The sequence below is a fragment of the Nocardioides sp. P5_C9_2 genome, assembly GCF_054049555.1.
Window position 1 is genome coordinate 1 of record NZ_JBFUMD010000275.1, and the last position, 5204, is coordinate 5204.

The window sequence follows — 5204 nt, forward strand, 5'->3', positions numbered from 1 at the left end:
GGAGCGCGCTCGGGAGCTCGAGTGGCGGATCGTCGCGGCCGACCAGGCGCACGCCCGGTTCGCACCACGTCAGGAGGCGGAGGAGTGGCTGCGGGTCATCTCGCTCTGGGAGGAACCACTCGACGTGCGGCACGAGGTCTCGCTCTGCCAGGCCTACTGCGCGGCCGCCAGTGCCCTGGACGACAGCGGTCGCGGTGACGAGGCAGCGGCGTTGATGGAGGAGGCCGCGATCCGGCTCGCCGACGTGGTCGGTCGCGACCGCGCCCGGCTGCTCAGCACACTGGGTGCCACCCGCGGCTACACCGACTCCGTCGCCGCCCTGGAGCTGTTGGAGGAGGCGCTGGTCGAGTACGAGCGCCTGCCCGCGTCGGCTGAGCACGCCGACCTCCTGCTGGAGCTGGCCGGCCACCTCCGTCACCAGGGCCGTCCCGACGAGGCCGCGGACGGGGTGGCGCGGGCCGCCGAGATCTGCGAACGCGTCGGACACGTCGACGGTCACGTGCGCGCCCTCATGAACCAGGCATGGCACGAGACGATGTACGGCGACCCGGCCGCCGGCTGGGCCCACGTGGAGAGTGCCCGTCGCCTGGGACGGGATACCCGCGACCCGTTCCGGGAGGTCTTCGACGCCCTCGTGGTGACCGACATGCTCCTGAAGACGTCCGCGCCCGCCTCGTCGGTCGCGGAGGCAGCCGCCCCGGCGCTCGCGACGGCACGCGAGTGGTCGATCGACACGTATGTCGTGGCGGCTCTCGTCGCCAACGTGGCGGACGCCGAGCTGCTCGAGGGACGGACGTCGCGGGCCGCCGGACACGTCATGGCGGCCACGGCGGCACCGATCGACCACGATCACTACTGGCTCTACCTCGAGCGGGCACAGGTAGAGATGCTCACGGGAGACCTGGCGGCTGCTGCGGCGGGGTTCGAGGCCCTCGCTGCCATCCCCGTCTCGTCGCTGCTGAACCGGAGCGAGATCGTGTACCCCGCCTCGGAGCTCCTGCTCTGGTCCTCCGAGCCGGCTCGTGCGCTGGACCTGCTCACCGGGCTGCTCGACCGCCTCCTCCCCACCGACCTCTCCATCTTCCAGGCCGGCCTGCTGTCGCGCGCCGCCCGCGCGGCCGCCGACCTCAGCAACGGCCGCACGGCAGTCACCGACACGGTGGTCCAAGTGCCTGCCGCGCACCACCGGCTGGTGGAGCTCCGCGCCCGGGCGCCGGGCGACCTCTTCGAGGCCGGCCGGGTGCCCGCCGACCGTCACGCCCACGGGCTCACGTGGGCGGCCGAGCTGTCGCGGCTCGACGGCGGGGCCGACCTCGAGAAGTGGTCCAGTGCAGCGAGCGAGTGGGACCGGCTCACCCGCCCGCACGACGCGGCGTACTGCCGCTGGCGGGCGGCGCAGGTCGCGCTCCGCGACGGCCGAGGCACGGTCGCCAAGCGCCTCCTGGCACGCGCCGCGAGCGACGCGAGCCAGCACGTCCCACTGTCCCGGGCGATCGCAGCCACCACGGCGGGTGGCCGCTGATCGCCCGGACCAGGGGAACGACGCCCCGTCAGGACATGCGCTGCCACGACGGGACGGGGCAGGTGGGCTGCGGGCCCTCTGCCGTGTTCCAGTGCGCCCGGACCATGAAGCACGGGCGGTTCTGGTGACCGGCACCGGCCGACGCGGAGGTCGCGGGGCTGAAGGTGACGGTGGTGATGATGGTGATGGCCGCGGCGCCGGCGATGGCGACGATGCGGCGGTACGGCGTGGTGTTCATGGCTCTGCTCCCCTGGCTTGTTCCGCTGCGGTTGCGGCGGTATGGATCCAGAGTTGGCCAGGTCGACCCCCGGTTGACGGGGGTTGACAGAAGATGACAGCGGACTAGGCGGTCAGCTCGTCGTCGGCCGCGGTCAGCCAGCGGCGTACGGCGATCGCGGCCGCCCGGCCCGCCCGGTTGGCGCCGATCGTGCTCGCCGACGGTCCGTAGCCGACGAGCTGGACGCGCGGGTCGCGCACGGCCGTCACCGCACCCTGGACCGCGCCGCCGACATCGAGCTGGACGCCGCCCAGCGGTGAGCGCAGCCGCAGCGGGGCCAGGTGGCCGATCGCCGGGCGGAAGCCGGTGGCCCACAGGATGGTGTCGACCCGCTCGGAGGCACCGTCGGCCCATCGCACCCCGGTCCGCTCGATCCGCTCGAACATCGGCCGCCGGCGGTAGGCCCCGAGCCGCTCGGCCTCCCGTTCCTGCGGCCGCAGGGCCAGCCCGGTGACGCCCACGACGCTCGCCGGCGGCAGCCCCCGGCGTACCCGGTCGGCCACCAGGGTGACCGCGGCGAGACCTGCTTCGGGGTCGAAGTCCCCGGTGCGCCACACCGGCTCGCGGCGGGTGACCCACAGGGTGTCCGCGACCGGGGCCAGCTCGCCCAGGAACTGCACCGCGGAGGCTCCGCCGCCGACCACCAGGACCCGCTTCCCGGCGAAGTGCTCCGGACCGGGGTAGGCGTGGGTGTGCAGCTGCTCGCCGGCGAAGGTCTCGATGCCCGGGTAGTGCGGCACGAACGGCTGCGTCCAGGTGCCGGTGGCGTTGACCAGGGTCCGGGCGCGCCACGTCCGACCCTCGGTCGTGTGCACGACGATCGGGTCGCCGTCGCTGGTGACCGCGTCGACGACGTGGGAACGGAGCACCGGCAGGTCGAAGCGCCGCTCGTAGTCGGCGAACCACGCCGGCACGACGACGTTGGCGGCGGCGTCCGAGCGTCCCGGCGCGACCGCGTCGGGCAGGTCGGCCACGCCGTGGACGTCCTCCATGGTCAGCGAGTCCCACCGGTGCTGCCACGCGCCACCCGGCCGTTCGTCGGCGTCGAGGACCACGTGCTCGATGCCGCGCTGCGCCAGGTGTCGCGACGCGGAGAGGCCCGCCTGGCCGGCGCCGATGACGAGGGAGTCGAGGACGGGGTCCTGGCGGTGGTCGTGATCGGGCACACCGATCCAACGCCCGGGCACCGTCGGCTATGCCCGAGCCCGCGGCGTACCCTGCCGTCTCGTGAGCGACGCTGAATTCCGGTACTCCGACCTCCTGCCGACCGGCCCCGACGAGACGCCGTACCGCCTCATCACGACCGACGGGGTCTCCACCCTCGAGGTCGACGGCCAGACCTTCCTGCGCGTGTCGCCCGAGGCGATCCAGCGGCTGACCGCGGAGGCGATGCACGACATCAGCCACTACCTGCGCGCCGCGCACCTCGCGCAGCTGCGCAGGATCATCGACGACCCCGAGTCCAGCGGCAACGACCGCTTCGTCGCCCTCGACCTGCTCAAGAACGTCAACATCTCCGCCGGCGGCGTGCTGCCGATGTGCCAGGACACCGGCACCGCGATCGTGATGGGCAAGAAGTCCGAGGGCGTCCTCACCGGCATCGACGACGGCGAGGCGATCAGCCGCGGCGTGTACGACGCGTACACCACCCTCAACCTGCGCTACTCCCAGCTCGCGCCGCTGACGACCTTCGAGGAGAAGAACACCGGCACCAACCTGCCGGCGCAGATCGAGATCTACTCGACGCCGCAGAGCTTCGGCCCCGATGGACAGCAGAGGCCGGAGTACAAGTTCCTCTTCATGGCCAAGGGCGGCGGTTCGGCCAACAAGTCGTTCCTGTTCCAGGAGACCAAGGCGATCCTCAACCCCGAGCGCCTGCTCACCTACCTCGACGAGAAGATCCGCTCGCTCGGCACGGCCGCGTGCCCGCCGTACCACCTCGCCGTCGTCATCGGTGGCACGAGCGCGGAGTTCGCGCTCAAGACCGCGAAGTACGCCTCCGCGCACTACCTCGACAACCTCCCGACCGAGGGCTCGATGMGCGCCCACGGCTTCCGCGACCTCGAGCTCGAGGAGGAGGTCTTCAAGCTCACCCAGTCCTTCGGGATCGGCGCGCAGTTCGGCGGCAAGTACTTCTGCCACGACGTCCGCGTCGTGCGGCTCCCCCGCCACGGCGCGTCGTGCCCCGTCGCGATCGCCGTCTCCTGCTCGGCCGACCGCCAGGCGCTGGGCAAGATCACGGCCGAGGGCGTCTTCCTCGAGCAGCTCGAGACCGACCCCGCGCAGTACATGCCGTCCGCGGGCGTCTCGGACGAGATCGCGGCCGGGGAGGTCGTCGAGATCGACCTGAACCAGCCGATGGACCAGATCCTGGCCGAGCTGTCGAAGCACCCGGTCAAGACCCGGCTCTCACTGACCGGGCCGCTGGTCGTCGCCCGCGACATCGCGCACGCGAAGATCAAGGAGCGCCTCGACGCCGGCGAGGAGATGCCGTCGTACCTGCGCGACCACCCCGTCTACTACGCCGGTCCCGCCAAGACTCCCGAGGGCATGGCGTCGGGCTCCTTCGGTCCGACCACGGCCGGCCGGATGGACTCGTACGTCGAGCAGTTCCAGGCCGCGGGCGGCTCGAAGGTGATGCTCGCCAAKGGCAACCGCTCCAAGGTCGTCACCGAGGCCTGCGACGCCCACGGCGGCTTCTACCTCGGCTCGATCGGCGGCCCGGCCGCACGGCTGGCCCAGGACTGCATCACCTCGGTGTCGGTGCTCGAGTACGAGGAGCTCGGCATGGAGGCGGTCTGGAAGATCGAGGTCGAGGACTTCCCGGCCTTCATCGTCGTCGACGACAAGGGCAACGACTTCTTCACCGACCCCTCCRGCGCGGTGACGGTGCCGCTCAGCTCGCTGTCGGCGGCAGGCATCCGGGTGCGCTCCCAGGAGAAGTGACCCGACTGGTCCGGATGGGCCATGACAGGGGTCCGGCGTCCCGCGATGCTGGAGCGAGAAGGTCGCTCGGGCGACACCGGAGGACCGTCGACGAGGAGTCGAGGGTGGGAGGACTGCCACGACCTGAGATCCCGCCGGGACCGCAGCGGGAGCTCGTCGATGCCCTGCACGACCTCCACCTGAGGGCAGGCTGGCCCAGCCTGCGGACACTCGCCCGGTCGGCCGGGTGCAGCCACACCACGGTCTCGCACGTGTTCTCCACCGCGCGACTGCCCACCTGGGGCGTCCTGGAGCTCCTCGTCGAGGCGCTCGACGGCGACACTGCCCGCTTCCACGACCTCTGGCTCGCGGCCAGCCGGGGGGGCGCGCCGGAGCCCGGAGCATCCCCGACGATCGCGGGGCGTCGCGCGGAGCTGCAGGTCGTACGGCGACACCTCGAGGTCGGCACGGGCCTCGCGC

Annotated in this window: 5 protein-coding genes; 3 read left to right on the forward strand and 2 right to left on the reverse strand. The window is 72.3% G+C overall.

Going from position 1 to position 5204, the window contains the following annotated elements; all coding sequences use genetic code 11:
* On the forward strand, window positions 1–1522 hold a 1522-nt coding region (locus tag ACXJKL_RS13770), incomplete at its 5' end, for a hypothetical protein (protein WP_457207609.1).
* Between the two features lie 28 nt (window positions 1523–1550).
* Here ACXJKL_RS13770 and ACXJKL_RS13775 read toward each other — a convergent pair.
* Both ACXJKL_RS13775 and ACXJKL_RS13780 read right to left on the reverse strand, forming a co-directional pair.
* Window positions 1551–1760 carry a hypothetical protein gene (locus tag ACXJKL_RS13775; RefSeq protein WP_457207610.1) on the reverse strand — a complete coding sequence of 70 codons (210 nt, stop codon included), beginning with the start codon at window positions 1758–1760 and terminating at the stop codon, window positions 1551–1553.
* Window positions 1761–1864: 104 nt separating this feature from the next.
* Window positions 1865–2965 (reverse strand): NAD(P)-binding domain-containing protein, encoded by a 1101-nt coding sequence (locus ACXJKL_RS13780; RefSeq protein WP_457207611.1) that lies wholly within the window; start codon window positions 2963–2965, stop codon window positions 1865–1867.
* Between the two features lie 61 nt (window positions 2966–3026).
* On the opposite strand from ACXJKL_RS13780, the gene ACXJKL_RS13785 reads away from it, so the two are divergent.
* Together ACXJKL_RS13785 and ACXJKL_RS13790 are read left to right on the forward strand one after the other, a co-directional pair.
* Window positions 3027–4745, forward strand: coding sequence for a fumarate hydratase (locus ACXJKL_RS13785; RefSeq protein ID WP_457207612.1), 1719 nt, complete (start codon window positions 3027–3029; stop codon window positions 4743–4745).
* Between the two features lie 104 nt (window positions 4746–4849).
* Window positions 4850–5204, forward strand: a 355-nt coding sequence (locus ACXJKL_RS13790) for a helix-turn-helix domain-containing protein (protein WP_457207613.1), incomplete at its 3' end; no start/stop codon positions are given.

Bases quoted from the DNA above. Each gene is read 5' to 3' on its own strand.
- ACXJKL_RS13775 (WP_457207610.1), bottom strand. From the start codon at position 1,760: ATGAACACCACGCCGTACCGCCGCATCGTCGCCATCGCCGGCGCCGCG.